The organism is Pseudomonas sp. DW-iso3 (assembly GCF_058725305.1).
Genome location: NZ_JBZXDZ010000003.1, coordinates 242,271 through 261,958 on the forward strand (window position 1 = coordinate 242,271; position 19,688 = coordinate 261,958).

Consider the following 19,688-nt stretch of genomic DNA (forward strand, 5'->3'; position numbering starts at 1 on the left):
ATTTTCGTATGCGTGGGCAAAACGTCAGTCAGAACATAGAGTTGGCGCCACGTTTTAAAGCGGTTTGCACGTTGCTAAACCCCTTATTTTTCAGCATTTTTTATTAGAGGCACGGGATTACATGGAAATCGGTCTGCGCGAGTGGCTGATCGTCATCGGCATTATTGTCATTGCCGGTATTCTTTTTGATGGCTGGCGCCGCATGCGCGGTGGCAAGGGCAAGCTCAAATTCCGTCTGGACCGCAACCTGTCCAACTTGCCTGACGACGACGGCAGCGCCGAGCTGCTGGGGCCGCCCCGTGTGCTGGATACCCATAAAGAACCGCAGTTGGACGAGCACGACTTGCCGTCCATGAGCGCGCCGGTGCGAGAAGCGCGCGAGCCGTCTTCCAAACGTGGCAAGCGCGCCGCGCCGGTGGTGGCAGAGTCACGTCAGGCTGATTTGGACCTGGACGTCGATGACGGCCCGAGCTTCAGCAGCCGCGACGATGATTTCCCGGACGAAAACGCTGGCAAGAACGCCCCGCGCCAATCCGTGAACGACCAGCCTGCCGCCGAAGAAGTGTTGGTGATCAGCGTGATCTGCCGCGACGCCGCCGGCTTCAAGGGCCCGGCTTTGTTGCAAAATATTCTGGAAAGCGGCCTGCGCTTCGGCGAGATGGATATTTTCCACCGTCACGAAAGCATGGCGGGTAACGGCGAAGTGCTGTTCTCCATGGCCAACGCGGTCAAGCCAGGCACCTTCGATCTGGACGATATCGACCTGTTCAGCACCCCGGCGGTGAGCTTCTTCCTCGGCCTGCCAGGTCCGCGTCACCCGAAACAGGCTTTCGACGTGATGGTGGCCGCAGCCCGCAAGCTGTCCCAGGAACTGAACGGCGAACTCAAGGACGACCAACGCAGCGTCCTCACCGCCCAGACCATCGAGCATTACCGTCAGCGCATCGTCGAGTTCGAGCGTCGCGCCCTGACACAGAAACGCTGAGGTTCGATCTTAAGCGTTGTCTGTAGAATCCGTGCACTAACATATTGAGCAGCTTCGGCTGCTCTTTTGCTTTATGAGAGAACACCCATGACCGCCGCCCACACCCGCATCCTCGAACTGCGCGCTGAACTGGATCAGCACAACTACCGTTACCACGTCCTCGACGAGCCGAGCATTCCGGACGCCGAGTACGACCGTCTGTTCCATGAGCTCAAGGCCCTGGAAGCCGAGCATCCGGACCTGGTCACGCGCGATTCTCCGACGCAGCGGGTCGGCAGTGCGGCGTTGTCGGCGTTCACCCAGGTCAAGCATGAGATCCCCATGCTCAGCCTCGGCAACGCCTTTGACGAAACCACCATGCTGGAATTCGATCGCCGGGTCACCGAAGGCCTCGACCTGCCGGCCGGCGATCTGTTTGGCGGTGGCGCGGCGGTGGAGTACAGCTGCGAACCGAAGCTGGATGGCCTGGCGGTCAGCCTGCTGTATCAGGACGGCGAACTGGTTCGCGGCGCCACCCGTGGCGACGGCACCACCGGCGAAGACATCAGCGTCAACGTGCGCACCGTGCGCAATATTCCGTTGAAGCTGCACGGCAGCGGTTGGCCGGCGAACCTGGAAGTGCGCGGTGAAGTGTTCATGTCCAAGGCCGGTTTCGAACGGCTCAACGCCTCGCAGCTGGAAGTCGGCGGCAAGACCTTCGCCAACCCGCGCAACGCCGCTGCCGGTAGTTTGCGTCAGCTGGATTCGAAGATCACCGCCAGCCGTCCGCTGGAATTCTGCTGCTACGGTGTGACCACTGATATCAGCGACACCCATATCGGCAACCTGCAACAGTTGCAGAAATGGGGCATGCCCATCAGCCGTGAGTTGAAGCTGGCAAAGGGCATCCAGGATTGCCTGGAGTACTACCGCGATATCGGCGAGCGGCGTAACAGCCTGCCATATGAGATCGACGGCGTGGTGTTCAAGGTCAACAGCATCGCTTCCCAGCGAGAACTGGGCTTCCGCGCCCGTGAACCGCGCTGGGCCATCGCGCATAAATTCCCGGCCATGGAGGAGCTGACTGAGCTGCTAGACGTGGAATTCCAGGTTGGTCGTACTGGCGCCGTCACGCCGGTGGCACGCCTCAAGCCGGTCAAGGTCGCGGGTGTCACCGTGTCCAACGCGACCCTGCACAACATGGATGAAGTGGCGCGCCTGGGCGTGATGATCGGCGATACCGTGATCATCCGCCGCGCCGGGGATGTGATCCCGCAGGTGGTCTCGGTGGTGCTTGAGCGTCGTCCGGAAAACGCCCGTGCGGTGCCGATCCCGCAGAGCTGCCCGGTGTGTGGTTCCCACGTGGAGCGTACGCAACTGGTCAAACGCAGCAAGGGCAAGGAAACCGTCAGCGAGGGCGCGGTGTACCGTTGCGTCGGGCGTCTGGCCTGTGGCGCGCAGCTCAAGCAGGCGATTATCCATTTCGTCTCACGCCGCGCCATGGACATTGACGGCCTGGGCGACAAAACCATCGAACAACTGGTGGATGAAAACCTCATCGGCTCGCCGGCCGACCTCTACAAACTCAAGTACGAACACATCATCGACCTGGAAGGCTTTGCCGACATTTCCAGCAAGAAGCTGATCACCGCCATCGAAAACAGCAAATCCCCGACCCTGGCGCGCTTTATCTATGCGCTGGGCATTCCTGATGTAGGCGAGGAGACCGCCAAGGTGCTGGCGCGCTCCCTGGCCTCCCTGGAGCGCGTGCAGAAGGCCTTGCCCGAAGTGCTGACGTACTTGCCGGACGTGGGCCTGGAAGTGGCGCATGAGATCCACAGTTTCTTTGAAGACAGCCATAACCAGGACGTGATCGGCGCGCTGCTGTCGCCGGAAGAGTGCGGCCTGCAATTGCAGGATCAGGGTGACCTGAGTGCCGAATTCGCCGCCAGCACCACCTTGGGCGGGTTGCTCGACAAGCTGCACGTCCCGAGCGTCGGCCCGGGCGCCGCGCAAAAGCTGGCGGACAAGTTCGTCACCCTCGAAGGCGTAATCAAGGCCGACTGGCTGGACATGCGCCAGGCCCTGCCGGAGAAACAGGCCAAGGCCGTGCGCGAGTTCTTCGATAATGCCGACAACGCCCACCGCGCCCTGGCCATCGAGCAGCAGCTCAAAGACTTCGGTATGCATTGGGACAGCGAGAAGAAGGTGGTCGAAGGCTTGCCCGAAGCCGGGCACACCTGGGTACTCACCGGTTCGCTGGAGTTGATGAGCCGCGACGTGGCCAAGGAGAAGCTCGAAAGCCTGGGCGCCAAGGTGGCGGGGTCCGTGTCGGCGAAGACCCACTGCGTGGTGGCTGGGCCGGGCGCCGGTTCCAAGCTGGCCAAGGCCAGCGAATTGGGCTTGAAGGTGCTGGATGAAGAAGCTTTCGTCACCTTCCTCGCCAGGAACAACATCAAGGTCTGAACCGATCCCACTGTAGGAGCGAGCTTGCTCGCGAAAAACTTGAGAGCGTCTCGATAAACCAGGAACGCTGCGTCATCGTTGACGTTCTTCGCGAGCAAGCTCGCTCCCACAGAAGCCATGTTGAACGATCGGTAGCGGGAAATGATCTAGTCTCAGTCACCCAGGGAGAGATCGCCATGTTCCGCTACTTCGAGCAACTCAGTTCGCGCATCGCTGCACCGTTCGTAGCCGGCACATCCCGCGACAGCAAAGTGTGGCAGTGCCGTTGCGGCCAATCGCTGTTCTTTCGCAACAGTCAATGCCTGGCCTGCCAGGCGCTGCTCGGCTACCAAGCCCAACAAAGTCGTCTCGCCTCCCTGCAACCCGGCCCCGTCGAAGGCACCTGGCTGCAGGACGGCAACCTCGACGCCGGTGCCTTCCGCCGCTGCGCCAACCTCGATACACCGGCCGCTTGCAACTGGCTGATCCCGGCCCACAGCACCGCGCCGCTGTGCGTGGCGTGCAGCCTGAACCGCACCATTCCTGACTTGTCGATCGCGCAAAACCACGAACGCTGGCGCAAAGTCGAAACCGCCAAGCGCCGCCTGGTAGCACAGCTCATTAGTCTGGGTTTACAAGTGGTTCCCAAAAGCGTCGACGAAGACACGGGCCTGGCCTTCGACTTCGTCGGCATCGACCTGGAAGGCAACGCGCCCATGACCGGCCACGCCAACGGCCTGATCACCCTGGACATCAAGGAGGCCGACGACGCCCACCGCGAGAAAGTCCGCGTACAAATGCGCGAACCCTACCGAACGTTGCTCGGGCACTTTCGCCATGAGGTCGGCCACTACTACTGGGATCGCCTGATCGCCAATACCCACTGGCTTGAACCGTTTCGCCACCTGTTCGGCGACGAACGCGCCAGTTACGCTGACGCCCTCGACCAGCATTACCAAAACGGCCCACGCCCAGACTGGCAGCAAACCTGCGTCAGCGCCTACGCCACCATGCACCCCTGGGAAGACTGGGCCGAAACCTGGGCGCACTACCTGCACATGATGGACGCCGTCGACACCGCCCTTGGCTTTGGCATGAGCGCCCGTGAGATGGACCTGGATTACCAGCCATTCCCGCTCACCACCCTGTACGACCCCGAACACCCCGGCGGCGTGGCCTTCCTGTCGTTCGTCAACGCCTGGATCGAACTGGCCGGCATGCTCAATGAACTGTCACGCAGCATGGGCCAACCGGACTTCTATCCCTTCGTGCTGCCACCGGCGGTGATTGCCAAACTGCACTTTATTCACTTGGTCATTCAGGAAGAAGGCGGCAGGGCCGACGAAGCCGTTCTTTTGTAGGCGCGAGCTTGCTCGCGAAGAGCGTCAACGATGACGCAGTGTTCCTGGTTTATCGAGGCGCTCTCAAGTTTTTCGCGAGCAAGCTCGCTCCTACAGAGAATTATGTGAATCCACCAGTCAAGTGCTTGAACCATCGAATATTTTTAATCCGCCGCCAACGGTTGTAACTTCCGATGAGATCGGTACAATGGCCCCGCTTGCCGAGAGGCAGGCGTCGTTATGGTGACCCCATCGGTCCCCCCGCAACGATTACCCGTGAACCTGGTCAGAGCCGGAAGGCAGCAGCCACAGCGGGAACATTGTGTGCCGGGGTGTGGCTGGTGGGGTTGCCTCCATAACGCTCTTCCTTGCAACATCTCCTCAAATTCAATTCAAAAAAATGCTTTCAAGCCATCTGCCATCGGGCAGTCCATGGCGGCATACTCCAGTGCCTGGCATCCGGAGACAACACACGTGGAAAAAGTCGACGACCTCACTCGCGAAAAACTGCGGGAGTGGCAGATGCGGCGCCTGGAGATCAAGGACCGCATTCAATCGCATCCTGAACAGACCCTGGAATTGTCGAGGGTGCTGGACCTCATGGACGACGAGCACGCGGAAATCCTCAGCCAGGCGGAAATGATCCGGTCTGCGGACGCGGCCCACGAGCCCGCACCGCCCGCCGAGGCCGTGCCGCCGCCCCTCACGGGCGCCTACACGCTGCAGTTGAATGTGGCCGCGCAAAGTGCCGAGGACCTGCGCCGGTTGCTGGATATGGCGGTCTTCGAACTCCAGCAGCAGGTCAATACGATGGCCGCTAAGGCTGACGCGGGTCCCCATTGCGGCGGTATGTCAGGCTCCCTGGGGGAGTATCGGTTTGAACTGGGCGGTCAGGGCAATGCCTGATTCCCTGGCGGCGAGGCACTATGCAACCGGAACATTTTGATTTATCCAGTCCTGTCTTCCTGCCCGTCACGGATGAAACCTGCACAGGCCTGCTCGGGGCGGACGGCGCCAAGACGCTGATGAGCCTGACAGACCCTGAGCTGGCTGCCGTGCTGGTCATCCAGAACCTGGCCCAGGCGGCGGAAAAAGACCTGACCTGCGCTGGCGCCGAGCGCATTTTGGCCAAGCTGCTCGACTGGGCGGTGGACAACCGGGCAGAGGGCGCCGCGACGTTGTTGTCCGAAGCCCAGCGGTTGTTCGATCCCCGCAAGCTGTACTTCGGTTTCAACGCCCTTAAAACGGTCAATCTGCGCCTGCTCTCGCCTGAAGAAGTCGCAGCGCGGGATTACCTGCTGCCCACCGGCAAATGGGATATTGGCTACAAGGTCCGTCATCTGCGCAGCAACGATCCGTTCAGCCAGCAGATGGTCACGCCCCGGCACCGCGAGCGCTGGCTCAGCCCGGCCCAGGACAAGCTGGTGCGGACCTTCCGCGCCAACCTCAACGAAGACCTGCATGTCCAAGGTTACGCCGGCATCGGTAAGAGCCACCTGCTGGGCGCCTTGATGGAGTGCCTGCGGCCCGCCCAGACCTTGATACTGGCGCGTACCGGGGCAAAGCTCGCCACCCTGCGTGAACGCATGGGTTTGGCCAGGGACAGCAAGACCGGCTCGACCTTTGCCGCCTTCGCCAAAGCGCTGTTACAGGGGCAACGACCCTCCGTGCAGGCCTCACCGGCCCGGTTGCCCGGCAAACACGAAGTGTCGCAGACCCTCAATATCCATGGCTGGCGCGGTCACGATGGCGCGGCGACGCTCGATATCTGCCTGAAGGTGCTCGACAGCTATTGCCATTCCAATCATCACAGCCTGTCGGCCCGGCACTTGCCGCATTTCAAGCAACCCTTGTCCAACGTGGATGCCCAGGCGTTGCTGGAGTACTCCAGCCGGTTGTGGACGTATCTGGACGCTAACCCGCAATGGGCCGGTCAGACGGCCTTCGCAGCGCTGTTGCTGATCAAGCGCGCGAGCCTCGATGGCTGCGAGGTGCCGCCCCGGTACACCCATGTGCTGATCGATGAAGCCCAGGACATTCCACCTTCGTTGTTGCAGATCATCGAACGCGGCCGCCAGGTGCTGATCACCCTCGGCGATGAGTACCAGCTGGCCAGCGGTGTGATGGTCAGGCGCAAGCGCGAAGTCCGGCACACCGACATCAATTACTCCGTGCGCTCGGGCCGCAACGTCGAGCGCCTGGTCAACCCGTTGATCAGCGTGCACTCGCAGAAGGGCAAGACGCCCTTCGAAGGCGCGCGGGATGCCGACGTTGGCATTGAGCATTACCCTCAGGGCTTCGTACCGCCGGAAGGCTGCGCGGTATTGACCGCGTCCCACTGGGACACCATGAAATGGGCGATTCAATTGCAGCAGGCCAACTGCCCGTTCGGTTTCTTCGACAGTGCAGCGCAGCAGGATCTCCAGCGCTTCATGATCAGCGTGATCGCGCTGTTCAAGCCGGAGTTCTACAGCAACGAGCACAACGACAATGGCGCCCATGCTTACTTCAGTGACATGGACGATTGGCAACAGGTGCGCGATGCCAGCCAGTACGACGAGTCGTTCCTGTGGGTCGAGAGCGAGCTGGAAAAAGGCTTCAACGTCGCCGATATCACGCGTTTGAACCGCCTGAGCGGCGTCCCTGGCAAACGCTGCCTGCTGATGCTGGCGGAGGAGGCGGGCGGCATGGAGTTCGACCGTGTACTGCTGACGCCCGAACTGCTGACCAACGTGAAATTCAAGGACGCCTACGCGTTCGACCAGCGGCTGTGTGCGGTATACATCGCCATTTCCCGGGCGCGGATGCAGCTTTACCTGCCTTACGATGTGGTCGAGTGGATTGATTTCCACACCTATCAGAAAACCCGTGAATTCCACGGTTACTGATTTAATTAATTCGGCTGTTTCACAACTTTCGGCGGTCGCTCTGGACAACCTAAAACCACCTTGTTAGTTTCCGCCAGCCACTTGTTTCAGAGTGTGACAAGGGTGCGGAGTTGATATTGAAGTGCCATCACTTCTTTAACTAACAAGGATGTCTGTGATGAAAAGCCTGCAAGGGTTGCCCCGTCTTATCAGTGCTTCGGTAGGCGCGCCCGGTAAAGCCCGCAACTTGCCCGCCGATGTGCAGTGCATTCAGTATTTATTCAATCTGATCATTCCCAAACTGGGCTTCCCACTGGCTGAAAACGGTAAGTGCGACGGTCAGTTGGTGCAGTGCATCAGCCAGTATCAGTTCCGTCACCTCAAATATGCGCACCCCGATGGTGTGATCGACCCGACCGGTAAAACCTTCAACAGCCTCATCGAAGAAGCGGTGAAGGTACCGGTGAAGGCGTTCCCGAGCATGCGTATCCCGACCTTCCTGAATGTGTTCGGCAATAACCAGGCAGATGCGGTGCAGGCCACGGTCAATGTGTACCTGGACCGCATGCGCGCGATGATCGAGGCCGAGAAACGCAACCGCCAATTGATGCTCCAGGCCACGTGTGACGGGGGGATGACCCTCAGCGAGACCGACTTCCAGAACGCCGCCACGCAGTTGGGTGGCGGTATTTCGGTGAACATCATCAAGGCCTTCGCCACCGTGGAGTCCGGCGGACGTTCGGGGTTCGGTCCGGCCAAATTGCCGGTGATCGCGTTTGAAGGGCACCTGTTTCGCAAGTACACCAAGCACATCTACGACCAGGCGCACCCGCTGCTGTCCTACCCCTACAAGAAAAAGGCCGGGCCGCAGTGGCAGACCAATAACAAGGACCAGGCCAAGGCCTGGGAAACCATGGCCACTGCCTTTGCGCTGGATCAGGAAGCCGCGTTGATGTCGGCGTCCTGGGGCATGTTTCAGATCATGGGCTTCAATTACGCCTCATGTGGTTACAAGACAGTGTTTGAATTCTCGGCGGCATTAAAAGTGAATGCCGGCAACCAACTAAAGGCGTTCCTTGGTTTTTGCAGCAAGAGCCCGGCGTTGATGAAGGCCATGAAAAGCAAAGATTTCACCAGCATGGCACGTAACTATAACGGCGAGGACTACGGCAACTATGACGTCCTTATGCAGAAAGCCTACGAGAAACTGGAAGGGAAAAAGTAAAATGATGCGTTATCTAGCAGTGGGTGTGTTGTCGTTGTGCGCCGTAGCCCCCGTCTTCGCCGGCTCGCCTGCATTGCATTCCGGCAAGTACGAAGGGCTGATGCTCGCGGTGACGCCCGAGCACCAGGTGGAAGGTTACTACTCGGAAGAAATGGGCGAGGGCGTGACCCGCAGCTGCAGTTTCTACCTGCAAGGCAAGCCCGCCGCGCTGACCACTTGGCTCGATGACGCTTATCCCGGCAGCGTGGCGCCTTCCTCCGACGGCGTGACCCTGACCGTGGCGCAAGGCCGCCAGCATCCCGGTTGCCTCAACGTGCTGATGCCGGAGATTGCCACCGGCCTGGACCTGACCCAGACCGCAAGCAAAAAATGGATTGGCTTGGTGAAGGTCTCCGCCGACAAGGCTTACCTGCTGAAAAACCCAAATGCCAAGCCTGCTAAACGCCCGTACATCGTCAAGAACGACGTGGTCGGTGTCCTGGCATTCAAGGATGGCTGGGCCCAGGTCGAGTTCATCAATGCCGATGATCGCTCGTTTACGGGGTGGATCAGCCAGGATCAGTACGCGCGGTTAGCGGCCCCCCAGAGCTGATCTCGACAACGATAACAATCTAAGTGTGGGGGCAGTCCCCACATGTTGGATCTTCATTAACCTAATGTTTCGCGCAGTAATCCGGCAAACGCATCCCGTGCCAGGTGCCGCTGCGTGTCCTTGTGCCAGAACAGCAGGTTTTCCACCGCCTGCAGTTCCTCGAACCGGTACGACGCCAGCTGGTTGGCCTGCTCATAGCGGGCCAGGATGCCTTCCGGTGCCAGCGCCACACCAATCCCTGCACTCACACAACCAATGATCGTGCCCCAACTGGCGTAGCTGGCGATGGCCGGTTTGAAGGCGTGGGGCTTGACCCAGTTTTCCAGCGCCGCCCGATAGGGACAGCCGGGTGGCCACACCAGGAGGGTGCGCCCGGCCAGGTCTTCGGCGCTGCGGATCGGCTCGCTGGAGGCGCTGGCGATCAGTACCAGGCGTTCGCTGTAGACCACGCTGTGTTCGAGCTTTGCGCGTTTGTTGCCGGCGGCCACCAGCGCCACATCCAGGCGATGGTGCTGCAGGTCATCGAGCAGCTCGCCCCAGGCACCGGTCACCAGTTCCAGGCTGACATCCGGGTAGCGCCGGTGATACTCCGCCAGCAGCGGCGGCAGGCGGCCACTGGCGCTGGACTCCACTGCGCCGATGCGCAGGGTGCCACGAGGAATGGCATTGGCGTCCACGGCGCGTTTGGATTCGTCCACCAGGGCCAGGATACGCTCGCAGTACTCCAGGAAAATCTCACCCGCCGCACTGATCGCCAACCCGCGCCCGGCACGGATGAACAGTGGCGTGCCCAACTCGCTCTCCAGCTGCTTGATCCGCGTGGTGATGTTGGACGGCACGCAGTGCAATTGCACGGCGGCTTGGGCCACGCTGCCGGTTTGCGCCACGGCTCGCACCATTTTCAGTTGGGCCAGTTCCATTGCTCAGTTCCAGTGATTTCAGAAGTCAGAAACGGTTAATTGTCCTACGCGTTGCTCGGGCCAAGACTGACAGCATTCCTTCTCAATATTCGGATGCCGTCGATGAACACCCCGTCCCCCCTGAAGCTTACGCTAGTCATCGCCAGCGTCATCCTTTGTTGGGCCTATTCGCCGATTGGCGTACACATGGGGCTGCACAGCTACGGCCCTGGTCAGCTGGCGCTGTTGCGGTTCTTGATCGCTTCGGTGTTCATGGCCGGTGTGGCGCTGGTGATGGGCATCGGTCGGCCACGCCTGTGGGATCTACCGTGGCTGCTGGTGTTGAGTTTTTTCGGGGTATTCCTGCACCACACCAGCCTCAATTACGGACAGCAATTCGTGACGGCGGGGGCGTCCAGCGTGCTCGCGCAATCGGCGCCGCTGTTCAGTGTGTTGATTGCGTTTTTCTGCTTGAAGGAACGGGTCAGCCTCTGGCGCTGGAGCTGTGTGCTGCTGGGGTTGCTCGGTGTGCTGGTGGTGATCTGGGGCGATCACGGGGTGGGGAATATCGACCCGCGCGGCTTGCTGCTGCTGTTGGCGGCGGTGTCGTGGAGCCTGTACTTCGCCATCCAGAAGCACTACGCCCACCGCTACAGCCCGCTGACGATGGCGTGCTACATGGTCTGGGGCGGCACCCTGATGCTTTGCGTGAACCTGCCGGGCCTGTCGTCTGCCGTGGTGCAAGCGCCGTTGCCGGAAAACCTTGCGGTGCTGGTGCTTGGGATTTTCCCCAGCGCCTTGGCGTACCTGGCCTGGGGTTATGTGTTGAAACATGTCGAGGTCAGCCGTGCCTCGGTGGCGATGTACCTGATCCCGCCCGTGGCCATGATGATGGCGGCGACGCTGTTGGGTGAACACATCACCCTGCAAGTGGTGCAGGGCGGTGTGATCGTGTTGGCCAGCGTGGCCGCCATCAGCCTGGAAGGGCGCTGGCGCTCAGTCGCTCAGGCAAAACGCGCGCAGCCGGTGGCCGTCGAGGTCCTGGGCGACGAAGGTGTAGCCGAAATCCAGGGTGGTCGGTGACTGGATGATCGTCGCGCCGCGCGCTACCCACTGGTCATGCAACGCGTCCACAGCGGCCTTGTCGGCCAGAGACAGGCCCACTTCACCCCCGCCGCCCGTGAGCTGCGCCGCCGGCTGCACGGTATGACGTGACCACAATCCCAGCTTCACGCCATTGTCGAGCATGAACAGGGCGAAGGTCGGGTTGAGTTCCACGGGCGGCTTGTCCAACAGGCGGCTATAGAAGTTGGCGCTGGTGGCCGGACTGTCGACGTACAGCAAAAAGTAATGGGCGACGGTGTGCATGTTGGCTCCTTGGAAGCGCGTGTTGTGAGGGGCCGAGTCTATAAGGCGGTGCTGTCAGTTCCTGTCAGGAGTCTCACCGGTGTGGAGCTGGATGATTTGCTCGATCTCGCCCGACATCTTCATCCGCAACAAGGTGCGCAGCGGTGGGGGCGCTGCAAGGCTGCCCGTGGCCATCATCCATAAAACGCCCAGGAGTGTGCGCCTAAGCTCTCCGGGTTCAGGCCTTTTTGGGGCCAGTCAGAAGGGCTTAGTCAGAATAGGCAAGCGTGCCGGATGCAATTTCCCCCTTGCTCCGCTAGCATTACCGGCTTCTGTTTCCCAGTTGCGACGGTTTTCGATGAGTTATCAGGTTCTTGCACGTAAATGGCGTCCGCGCTCGTTCCGCGAAATGGTCGGCCAGACCCATGTGCTCAAGGCTCTGATCAATGCCTTGGACAGCCAACGGCTGCACCACGCGTACCTGTTCACCGGTACGCGGGGGGTGGGCAAGACCACCATTGCGCGCATCATCGCCAAATGCCTGAACTGTGAAACCGGGATCACGTCGACGCCCTGCGGCACTTGTTCGGTGTGCAAGGAAATCGACGAAGGACGTTTTGTCGACCTGATCGAAATCGACGCCGCGAGCCGCACCAAAGTCGAAGACACCCGCGAGCTGCTCGACAACGTGCAGTACGCGCCGAGCCGTGGCCGCTTCAAGGTTTACCTGATCGACGAAGTGCACATGCTCTCCAGCCACTCCTTCAATGCTCTGTTGAAAACCCTGGAAGAGCCGCCGCCCTACGTCAAATTCATCCTGGCCACCACCGACCCGCAGAAACTTCCTGCAACGATTCTGTCGCGGTGCCTGCAGTTCTCCCTGAAAAACATGACCCCCGAGCGCGTGGTGGAGCATTTGACCCACGTGCTGGGTGTCGAGAACGTACCGTTCGAAGACGACGCATTGTGGCTGCTCGGCCGCGCCGCCGATGGCTCGATGCGTGACGCCATGAGCCTCACCGACCAGGCCATCGCCTTTGGTGAAGGCAAGGTCATGGCCGCCGACGTGCGCGCCATGCTCGGCACCCTCGACCACGGCCAGGTTTTCGACGTGCTGCACGCGCTGATCGAAGGCGACGCCAAGGCGCTGCTCGAAGCCGTGCGCCATCTGTCGGAACAAGGCCCTGACTGGAACGGTGTGCTTTCGGAAATCCTCAATGTGCTGCACCGCGTCGCCATCGCCCAGGCCCTGCCTGAGGGTGTCGACAACGGCCATGGCGACCGCGATCGCGTGTTGGCCCTGGCCCAGGCGTTGCCGGCCGAAGACGTGCAGTTCTATTACCAGATGGGTTTGATCGGCCGCCGCGACCTGCCCCTGGCACCCGACCCGCGTGGTGGCTTTGAAATGGTGCTGCTGCGGATGCTGGCGTTCCGGCCCGCCGATTCGGCCGATGCGCCGAGACAGCCGCTAAAGCCAGTGGGGATCAGCCAGGCCACAGTTGATTCCGCCAAACCAGTGGCTGGCGCGGCGGTGGTAGTGCCAGTGGTTGCTGCGCCTGCGCCCGTAGCACCTGTGCCAGAGCCTGTGGTCGCTGCACCCGTGGCCGAGCCGGAACCGGTTGTCGAGCCTGAGCCTGTCGTCGACCTGCCCTGGAATGATCCGGTTGACGCTGAAGTCGAAGCTGAGCAAGTGCCCGCCGTGGAGCCCGTGCTGGATACCACCGGCGAGCAGCCCGAGTTGACTCCGATGCCTACGCCGACCCCGGACAGCGTGGTGCCGGATGCCCCTGAATGGGTCAGCGCGCCGGTTCCCGAGCCGACCGTGGCCCAGGTGGAGGCGGCGACGCCGGGTATCGACCTCGACGACGAGCCGCCGCTGGACGAAGACTACATCGAGCCGGACATGGATTCGGCCTACAGCTACCTGGACGACCTGGCCAGCGAACACACCGCCGAGCCGGCCCCCGAGCCCGAGGCGGAACCCGCTGCCGCACCGGCGACCGGCCTGGCCCTGCAATGGCTGGAATTGTTTCCGAAACTGCCGATTTCCGGCATGACCGGCAGCATCGCCGCCAACTGCACCCTGATTTCCATCGACGGCGATCACTGGTTGTTGCACCTGGACCCGGCCCACAGCGCCCTGTTCAATGCGACCCAGCAACGCCGCTTGAATGACGCGCTGAACCAGTACCATGAGCGCACGCTGAGCATTACCATCGAGCTGATCAAGCCCGAGCAGGAAACCCCGGCCCAGGCCGCGACCCGCCGGCGCATCAACCGTCAGCGTGAGGCCGAGGACTCGATCCATGGTGATCCGCTTATCCAGCAAATGATGCAACAGTTCGGTGCGGTCGTCCGTCACGATACTATTGAACCTGTCGAAGCTCCGGTGCCTCAGGCGTCCTGATACCGGGCTACTAATTTGATCCACGTACTTTGAGGTGATTCCCATGATGAAAGGTGGCATGGCCGGCCTGATGAAGCAGGCGCAGCAGATGCAGGAAAAGATGGCCAAGATGCAGGAAGAACTGGCCAACGCCGAAGTCACCGGTAAAGCCGGTGGCGATATGGTCAGTGTGGTGATGACCGGTCGTCACGACATCAAACGTGTGAGCATCGACCCAAGCGTGCTGCCAGGCGTCGGCGAAGATGATCTGGAAATGCTTGAGGCCTTGTTCGCTGCGGCCGTCAACGACGCCGTGCGCAAAATCGAAGCCAACAGCCAGGAAAAAATGGGCGGCGTGACCGCTGGCATGCAATTGCCTCCGGGCATGAAGCTGCCGTTCTGATCCTGTCGCTTTAGCTAGACTACAATGCCAGGCCTCGTGCCTGGCATTTTTGTTTGTGCCAAATCTGATCGAACCCTGGCACAGCACGCATGGTCTGCACCCTATACCGATGGATTCGATAAAGGAGCCCTTTCATGCCTCAAGAACCGACCCTCAACCAGCGCATTGTCCTGGTCTCACGCCCGCAGGGCGCACCGACCCCGGAAAACTTCCGTTTGGAACGCGTGAATCTGCCGGAGTTGGCGAACGGCCAAGTCCTGCTGAAAACGTTGTACCTGTCCCTGGACCCCTACATGCGCGGGCGCATGAGTGACGCGCCGTCCTACGCAGCACCGGTGGAAATCGACGAAGTAATGACCGGTGGGGCTGTCAGCCGTATCGAACAATCGCGTAATCCGAAATTCGAAGTGGGCGATCTGGTGGTGGGTGCCACGGGGTGGCAGAGCCACTGCATCTCCGATGGCCGTAACCTGATGCCAGTGCCCAAGGGACTGGCCAGCCCGTCCATGGCCTTGGGTGTGCTGGGCATGCCGGGCATGACCGCCTACATGGGCTTGATGGACATCGGCCAGCCCAAGGCCGGGGAAACCCTGGTAGTCGCCGCAGCGTCTGGCGCGGTGGGTTCGGTGGTGGGGCAGGTGGCCAAGCTCAAGGGCTTGCGCGTGGTCGGGATCGCTGGGGGCGCAGACAAGTGCCGCTACGTGGTAGATGAGTTGGGCTTTGATGTCTGCGTCGATCACAAGAGCGCGACCTTTGCCAATGACCTGGCCCTGGCGTGCTTCAAGGGCGTTGATATCTATTTTGAAAACGTCGGAGGCAAGGTGTTCGATGCCGTGGTGCCGCTGCTCAATCCCAAGGCGCGCATCCCACTGTGCGGGTTGATCGCCGGTTACAACGCCCATGAAGCCCCCAGTGGTCCTGATCGCCTGCCAGCCTTGCAGCGAACGCTGCTGACCAAGCGCGTGCGCATCCAGGGCTTTATCGTGTTCGATGACTACGGCGATCGCCAGCCCGAGTTCCTGAGCGCCATGGCGCCGTGGGTGCGAGACGGCAAGATCAAGTTCCGCGAGGATGTGGTCGAGGGCCTGGAGCAGGCGCCGGAGGCCTTTATCGGTCTACTGGAAGGACGCAACTTCGGCAAGTTGGTCGTGCGCATTTGACGCTAATCCGGGGCGCGGGTATAAACCGCGTCTCGTTGTTTTGTCGGACCCTTCGCCCATGAGCTTCAGCCCCCTGATTCGCCAACTGATCGACGCCCTGCGCACTTTGCCAGGTGTCGGCCAGAAAACCGCCCAGCGTATGGCGCTGCAACTGCTGGAGCGTGATCGTAGCGGCGGCACCCGGTTGGCCCAGGCCCTGAGCCAGGCCATGACCGGTGTGGGTCACTGCCGCCAGTGCCGCACGCTGACCGAAGAAGAACTCTGCCCGCAATGCGCCGACCCGCGCCGCGACGACACGCTGCTGTGCGTGGTGGAAGGGCCGATGGATGTGTACGCGGTGGAGCAGACCGGCTACCGCGGCCGCTACTTCGTGCTCAAGGGCCATCTGTCGCCGCTGGACGGCCTGGGCCCGGAAGCCATCGGCATTCCGCAACTGGTGGCGCGCATCGAAGCACAGGGCACTTTTACCGAAGTGATCCTGGCCACCAATCCGACGGTGGAAGGCGAGGCGACCGCACACTACATCGCCCAACTGCTGACCAATAAAGGCCTGATCACCTCGCGCATCGCCCATGGCGTGCCGCTGGGGGGCGAGTTGGAGCTGGTGGATGGCGGCACGCTGGCGCATTCCTTCGCTGGCCGCAAACCCATCGCACTCTAAAGAACACCGCCCTACAAATGGGGGAGCAAACCAGCTCCCACTGTATTTTGTAGGGTGTTCAGTGTTTTGTCTTGCTTGATAACCAAGCAAGCGCTTGGTAAGTTCGCTCCATCTCGCCATGGAGCTTGCCGATGTCTGCCTATCAGGACTACTTCGACCCCAGCCACCAATTGGTCCGCGACAGCGTGCTTCGCTTCGTCGAGCGCGAGCTGTTGCCGGGCATCGAGCAGTGGGAGGAGGCGGAAAGCTTCCCCCGTGAGCTGTACCTCAAGGCCGGCGCGGCGGGAATCCTCGGCATCGGTTACCCCGAAGCGCTGGGCGGCAGCCACGAGGGCGATCTGTTCGCCAAGGTGGCAGCCAGCGAAGCACTGATGCGTTGCGGCTCCGGTGGCGTCGTGGCGGGGTTGGGGTCGTTGGATATCGGCTTGCCGCCCGTCGTCAAATGGGCGCGGCCTGAAGTGCGCGAGCGTGTGGTGCCGCAGGTGCTGTCGGGTGAAAAGATCATCGCCCTGGCGATCACCGAACCGGGCGGCGGCTCCGATGTGGCCAGTCTGCGGACCCGTGCCATTCGCGACGGCGAGCATTACCGCGTCAGCGGCAGCAAGACGTTCATCACCAGCGGCATCCGCGCCGATTTCTATACCGTGGCCGTGCGCACCGGCGCGCCGGGCTTTGCCGGCATCAGCCTGCTGCTGATCGAAAAAGGCACCCCCGGTTTTACTGTCGGCCAGCCCCTGAAGAAAATGGGCTGGTGGGCGTCGGATACGGCTGAATTGTTTTTCGATGATTGCCGAGTACCCGTAGGCAATTTGATTGGCGTCGAGAACATGGGCTTTGCCTGCATCATGGGCAACTTCCAGAGCGAGCGCCTGGCCCTGGCCTTGATGGCCAACATGACGGCGCAGATGGCGTTGGAGGAAAGCCTCAAATGGGCTGCTCAGCGCGAAGCCTTCGGCAAACCCATCGGCAGATTCCAGGTGATCAAGCATCGCCTGGCGGAGATGGCCACCGCCGTAGAGGTTTCACGGGAATTCACCTACCGCCAGGCGGCCAAGATGGCCGTGGGCATCAGCGTGATCAAAGAGATCTCGATGGCCAAGAACCTCGCCACCGACACCGCCGACCGCGTCACCTACGACGCCGTGCAGATCCTCGGGGGCCAGGGTTACATGCGCGGTAGCCTGGTGGAACGGCTGTATCGCGACAACCGTATCCTGTCCATCGGTGGTGGCACCCGCGAGGTGATGAATGAAATCATCAGCAAGCAGATGGGGTTGTGATCTGCGCTGTTCTTGTGGGCCTCATCGCGGGCAAGCCCGGCTCCCACATCTGATAGCGTTCACAGATATGAATGTGTGAACCCAATCAAATGTGGGAGCCGGGCTTGCCCGCGAAGAGGCCGGCCCTGGCAACCTTAACGTTCAGTCAATGCAAACTGCGTCAAACAAAACGTCGGAATCCCCATGTCTTCCAGGCGTTGCGACCCGCCCAGCTCCGGCAGATCAATGATCGCCGCCGCTTCGAAGATCGTCGCCCCCATGCGTCGTACCAGGTTCGCCGCCGCGATCAGGGTGCCGCCGGTGGCGATCAGGTCATCGAACATCAACACTGAATCGCCCTCGCACAGGCTGTCGGCATGCACTTCCAGGAACGCTTCGCCGTACTCGGTTTGATAACCCTCGGCCAAAACGTCTGCGGGCAGCTTGCCCTGCTTGCGGAACAGGATCAGCGGCTTGTTCAACTGGTAGGCGATGATCGAACCGATCAGGAAACCCCGGGCATCCATCGCGCCGATATGGGTGAAATCGGCTTCGACATAACGCTGGGCAAAGCTGTCCGCGACCAGGCGCAGCGCGCGCGGCGATTGGAACAGGGGCGTAATGTCACGGAAGATCACCCCAGGCTTGGGGAAGTCGATGACGGGGCGGATCAGGGATTTGATGTCGAACGAATCGAAGGTCATCGTCGAAGAGTCCTGGGGCTGGAAACGGACTCGAAGTATACCTGCGGCCTCGCCGGTTGGCGCGGCCGCAAGTGTCTGGATCAACCCTCCAGCGAACCACCCGCCAGCGCACACAGCTGGATCGGGTCGAGGATATGCACTTCCTTGCCTTCGGCGGCCAGCAGTGAGTTCTGCTGAAAGCGCGTAAACACACGGGACACGGTTTCCACCGCGAGGCCCAGGTAGTTGCCGATTTCGTTGCGCGACATGCTCAGTCGGAACTGGTTGGCCGAGAAACCACGGGCACGGAAACGCGCCGACAGGTTGACCAGGAAGGTGGCGATGCGCTCGTCGGCAGTTTTCTTGGACAACAGCAGCATCATTTGCTGGTCGTCGCGAATCTCGCGGCTCATCACGCGCATCAACTGGCGACGCAGTTGCGGCAATTGCAGGGCCAGTTCATCCAAGCGTTCGAAGGGGATTTCGCACACCGATGTGGTCTCAAGGGCCTGGGCCGACACCGGGTGAATCTCGGTGTCCATGCCCGACAAGCCGACCAGTTCGCTGGGCAGGTGGAAGCCGGTGATCTGCTCTTCGCCGCTGTCGCTCAGGCTGAACGTCTTCAATGCACCCGAACGTACTGCATAAACGGAATCGAACTTGTCGCCCTGGCGAAACAAAAACTCGCCTTTCTTCAACGGGCGGCCACGTTTAACGATGTCGTCCAGCGCATCCATGTCTTCCAAATTCAACGAAAGTGGCAAGCAGAGGGGGGCCAGGCTGCAATCCTTGCAGTGGGCCTGGCCGTGAGCGCGCAGTTTAACTGGCTCGGACATTTCTTAAATCCTTGTGGGAAAACACACATAAGACGTAAGGGTAACGCACTGGGGGCCAATCAGGCCAGCGTGTACAAAAAACCGCCAGCGGTATAAAGCTTTTTGTATCGGGGCCGATACAACAGGCATACCTATTCGTCGGAGCTCGGATCATGTCTGTTATTGCGGCCTACAACCCTGCCATTCGTATCCCGACTGTGCCGGACGCAAAGCCGATTACCGAGACCAAGGCAACAACACCGGTCATTGAAGCTGCCACTGAAACCAAAGTGGTTGAAGGTGTGACCGTGACTATTTCCGCCGATGCATTCAAGGCCGCAGGTGCGGCCAAGAGTTCCAATGCGGATATCGATGACAGTGGCCTGGACGACAACGTCAAGCAGGTGCTGAAAATGATCCGTCAGTTGAAACAACAGATTGCCGAAAAACAGGCCGAGCTGGCGGCCGTTGCAGCGGCCAATAACCTCTCCCCCGAAGAGGCCCGAGCCAAGACCAGTGCTTTGCAGAGCGAGATAAGCTCTCTGCAGGCGGGCCTGATGTCAGCTCAGGCTTCGTTGGCCAAGGCGATGAAAGGCATGAGTGCCGAGGACTCGATGAAAGCCGCCTCGCTGTCGATGTAAA

At 60.9% G+C, this 19,688-nt stretch carries 18 protein-coding genes, 1 other RNA gene and 2 pseudogenes; 16 read left to right on the forward strand and 5 right to left on the reverse strand.

Annotated elements, in window-relative coordinates; all coding sequences use genetic code 11:
* Positions 1-121 precede the first annotated feature (121 nt).
* From zipA to AC4PS7_RS10270, 9 genes and pseudogenes are all read left to right on the forward strand, one after another.
* The gene (gene zipA / locus AC4PS7_RS10230) at positions 122-985 is read left to right on the forward strand and encodes a cell division protein ZipA (protein WP_010208526.1); all 864 of its coding nucleotides are present in this window, start codon (positions 122-124) and stop codon (positions 983-985) included.
* An 87-nt stretch (positions 986-1,072) separates the two neighbouring features.
* Positions 1,073-3,430, forward strand: coding sequence for an NAD-dependent DNA ligase LigA (gene ligA, locus AC4PS7_RS10235; RefSeq protein WP_305469380.1), 2,358 nt, complete (start codon positions 1,073-1,075; stop codon positions 3,428-3,430).
* A 176-nt stretch (positions 3,431-3,606) separates the two neighbouring features.
* Positions 3,607-4,770, forward strand: coding sequence for a zinc-binding metallopeptidase family protein (locus AC4PS7_RS10240; RefSeq protein WP_010208528.1), 1,164 nt, complete (start codon positions 3,607-3,609; stop codon positions 4,768-4,770).
* An 8-nt stretch (positions 4,771-4,778) separates the two neighbouring features.
* Positions 4,779-4,865, forward strand: a pseudogene (locus AC4PS7_RS10245) (outer membrane lipoprotein carrier protein LolA); the annotation flags it as partial.
* Between the two features lie 134 nt (positions 4,866-4,999).
* Positions 5,000-5,096: signal recognition particle sRNA small type (gene ffs, locus AC4PS7_RS10250), an RNA gene on the forward strand.
* A 127-nt stretch (positions 5,097-5,223) separates the two neighbouring features.
* Positions 5,224-5,655, forward strand: a complete 432-nt coding sequence (locus tag AC4PS7_RS10255; protein ID WP_069673235.1) for a hypothetical protein — start codon at positions 5,224-5,226, stop codon at positions 5,653-5,655.
* 20 nt (positions 5,656-5,675) lie between these two features.
* Positions 5,676-7,637, forward strand: a complete 1,962-nt coding sequence (locus tag AC4PS7_RS10260) for a DEAD/DEAH box helicase (protein WP_069673234.1) — start codon at positions 5,676-5,678, stop codon at positions 7,635-7,637.
* Between the two features lie 157 nt (positions 7,638-7,794).
* Positions 7,795-8,841 carry an N-acetylmuramidase family protein gene (locus AC4PS7_RS10265; RefSeq protein WP_010208531.1) on the forward strand — a complete coding sequence of 349 codons (1,047 nt, stop codon included), beginning with the start codon at positions 7,795-7,797 and terminating at the stop codon, positions 8,839-8,841.
* A gap of 1 nt (position 8,842) precedes the next feature.
* The gene (locus AC4PS7_RS10270) at positions 8,843-9,433 is read left to right on the forward strand and encodes a hypothetical protein (RefSeq protein ID WP_045791745.1); all 591 of its coding nucleotides are present in this window, start codon (positions 8,843-8,845) and stop codon (positions 9,431-9,433) included.
* Positions 9,434-9,489: 56 nt separating this feature from the next.
* Here the strand turns inward: AC4PS7_RS10270 and AC4PS7_RS10275 are convergent, their stop codons facing one another.
* Positions 9,490-10,353, reverse strand: coding sequence for a LysR family transcriptional regulator (locus AC4PS7_RS10275; protein WP_069673233.1), 864 nt, complete (start codon positions 10,351-10,353; stop codon positions 9,490-9,492).
* Between the two features lie 102 nt (positions 10,354-10,455).
* On the opposite strand from AC4PS7_RS10275, the gene AC4PS7_RS10280 reads away from it, so the two are divergent.
* The gene (locus tag AC4PS7_RS10280) at positions 10,456-11,415 is read left to right on the forward strand and encodes a DMT family transporter (RefSeq protein ID WP_069673232.1); all 960 of its coding nucleotides are present in this window, start codon (positions 10,456-10,458) and stop codon (positions 11,413-11,415) included.
* Here the strand turns inward: AC4PS7_RS10280 and AC4PS7_RS10285 are convergent.
* Together AC4PS7_RS10285 and AC4PS7_RS10290 are read right to left on the reverse strand one after the other, a co-directional pair.
* The gene (locus AC4PS7_RS10285) at positions 11,329-11,700 is read right to left on the reverse strand and encodes a VOC family protein (RefSeq protein WP_021490924.1); all 372 of its coding nucleotides are present in this window, start codon (positions 11,698-11,700) and stop codon (positions 11,329-11,331) included. The two genes, AC4PS7_RS10280 and AC4PS7_RS10285, sit on opposite strands and share 87 nt — an antisense overlap.
* Before the next feature lie 54 nt (positions 11,701-11,754).
* Positions 11,755-11,841: pseudogene (locus AC4PS7_RS10290) on the reverse strand (amino acid ABC transporter substrate-binding protein); the annotation flags it as partial.
* Between the two features lie 196 nt (positions 11,842-12,037).
* Here AC4PS7_RS10290 and dnaX point away from each other — a divergent pair.
* The 5 genes from dnaX to AC4PS7_RS10315 all read left to right on the forward strand — a co-directional run bounded on the left by dnaX (position 12,038) and on the right by AC4PS7_RS10315 (position 17,569).
* Complete coding sequence (dnaX, locus tag AC4PS7_RS10295) at positions 12,038-14,086, forward strand: DNA polymerase III subunit gamma/tau (protein WP_492179394.1); 2,049 nt, start codon at positions 12,038-12,040, stop codon at positions 14,084-14,086.
* 43 nt (positions 14,087-14,129) lie between these two features.
* Entirely contained in the window at positions 14,130-14,468 is a 339-nt protein-coding gene (locus tag AC4PS7_RS10300) for a YbaB/EbfC family nucleoid-associated protein (protein ID WP_003175481.1), read from the forward strand.
* Between the two features lie 134 nt (positions 14,469-14,602).
* On the forward strand, positions 14,603-15,628 hold the full coding sequence (gene curA, locus AC4PS7_RS10305) for an NADPH-dependent curcumin/dihydrocurcumin reductase (RefSeq protein WP_492179395.1): 1,026 nt from the start codon (positions 14,603-14,605) through the stop codon (positions 15,626-15,628).
* A gap of 58 nt (positions 15,629-15,686) precedes the next feature.
* Positions 15,687-16,289, forward strand: a complete 603-nt coding sequence (gene recR / locus AC4PS7_RS10310) for a recombination mediator RecR (RefSeq protein WP_010208540.1) — start codon at positions 15,687-15,689, stop codon at positions 16,287-16,289.
* A 131-nt stretch (positions 16,290-16,420) separates the two neighbouring features.
* A complete protein-coding gene (locus AC4PS7_RS10315; RefSeq protein WP_021490921.1) occupies positions 16,421-17,569 on the forward strand; it encodes an acyl-CoA dehydrogenase family protein in 1,149 nt (382 codons plus the stop codon).
* A 134-nt stretch (positions 17,570-17,703) separates the two neighbouring features.
* Here AC4PS7_RS10315 and AC4PS7_RS10320 read toward each other — a convergent pair whose 3' ends face one another.
* Positions 17,704-18,252, reverse strand: coding sequence for an adenine phosphoribosyltransferase (locus AC4PS7_RS10320; protein WP_010208542.1), 549 nt, complete (start codon positions 18,250-18,252; stop codon positions 17,704-17,706).
* Between the two features lie 80 nt (positions 18,253-18,332).
* A complete protein-coding gene (gene fnr, locus AC4PS7_RS10325) occupies positions 18,333-19,067 on the reverse strand; it encodes a fumarate/nitrate reduction transcriptional regulator Fnr (protein WP_010208544.1) in 735 nt (244 codons plus the stop codon).
* A gap of 152 nt (positions 19,068-19,219) precedes the next feature.
* Here fnr and AC4PS7_RS10330 point away from each other — a divergent pair, with 152 nt between their 5' ends.
* Positions 19,220-19,687 (forward strand): FlxA-like family protein, encoded by a 468-nt coding sequence (locus AC4PS7_RS10330; RefSeq protein ID WP_010208545.1) that lies wholly within the window; start codon positions 19,220-19,222, stop codon positions 19,685-19,687.
* The last annotated feature ends 1 nt before the right edge of the window (position 19,688 follow it).